This is a genomic window from Paenisporosarcina sp. P5_A11 (assembly GCF_056400705.1).
The window spans coordinates 1-1,059 of sequence record NZ_JBFUKT010000364.1; the positions used below are offsets into that span (position 1 = coordinate 1).

The following is a 1,059-nucleotide window of genomic DNA, read 5'->3' on the forward strand; positions in this document are numbered from 1 at the left end:
TCGTTATACTGGCAGGGTGTTCAACTCCAGCAAAATCAGCAGAACAGCAAGGATATGGAATTTCAATTGAAATGAGTAACTCTCTTGATATTAAGCATATGACATTAATTAAGTATGTGGATGGAAAAGAAGTGGTTAGTGAAAATGTTATACATGCAGATAATAGCCCTTTTAAAAAGGGAGATATAACTTGGTTTGATATTTCACCAAGTGCAGAGTCTAATACAAAGAGTGAATTAGCTATATCATATGGTGAAAATCTCGATGGAACGAATGCACATAAAACAGAAACAATCGATATTTCTAATGCGAATGAATGGGTAAATGTGGAGTTTACCAAGGATTTTCAGTTAAGAGTGATTGATATGAAATAAACTGAGTTTATTTATTAGCTTTTTATTGAGCAATGAAGTTGAATACTTCCTAATCCGGGGATTTTGTCACCTACTGTGTATGCGTTATGCCAGTTGCGTAATTGAATCGAGGTTTTACGGACGATGATAAATTGTTAGGGGAGGGAAGAATTGTCTTTGATAAAATGCTCTCAGAAGAAAGAAGTCTCGAATCCTTACAAATGAACCTGGGGCTTTATAATCAACTTCGTCCTATCTCTAGCTCTATAGATCCTGTCACGTATATGCCCATTCAGTTTCCGTACACATGGACATACTTTAACACCTAAACCAAAGCAACAATGGATTGAGTCATATTCGGTCCATCTATTGCATTGGTGATTGGTGTAGACGTACAAGGTGACGAGAAACGGGCAAGAATAGCATCAAATGACTTCGAACCTGCCATGGCGAATACTTTATACATTGACGAAATTCCTACTGTCAACAACAAGATGTTGTAGGCAATTAATCACACATTATAGTTTACTCAATAGGTAACATGAGACGAAATATAGTTTCAAGTGGTGAGGTTGATATTAAGAACAATTCACAATTATTAGCTTCAGCAAGTAATCGACTTAAAGGTAACCCAAGTCCTAATCCTTGCTTCTTCTTTCTTTTACTGTCTCCTCGATAATATCGTTCAAAAATATAAGGAATTTCT

At 35.9% G+C, this 1,059-nt stretch carries 2 protein-coding genes and 1 pseudogene; 1 reads left to right on the plus strand and 2 read right to left on the minus strand.

The genetic code is table 11. The features are described from left to right. Positions 1 to 374 (plus strand): hypothetical protein (locus AC1DOS_RS20270; protein ID WP_477538933.1); only part of this gene is annotated, 374 nt, incomplete at its 5' end. A 304-nt stretch (positions 375 to 678) separates the two neighbouring features. Here the strand turns inward: AC1DOS_RS20270 and AC1DOS_RS20275 are convergent. Further along, on the minus strand, positions 679 to 819 hold the full coding sequence (locus tag AC1DOS_RS20275; RefSeq protein ID WP_477538934.1) for a hypothetical protein: 141 nt from the start codon (positions 817 to 819) through the stop codon (positions 679 to 681). Positions 820 to 878: 59 nt separating this feature from the next. After that, positions 879 to 1,059 (minus strand): annotated as a pseudogene (locus tag AC1DOS_RS20280) (sensor histidine kinase); the annotation flags it as partial.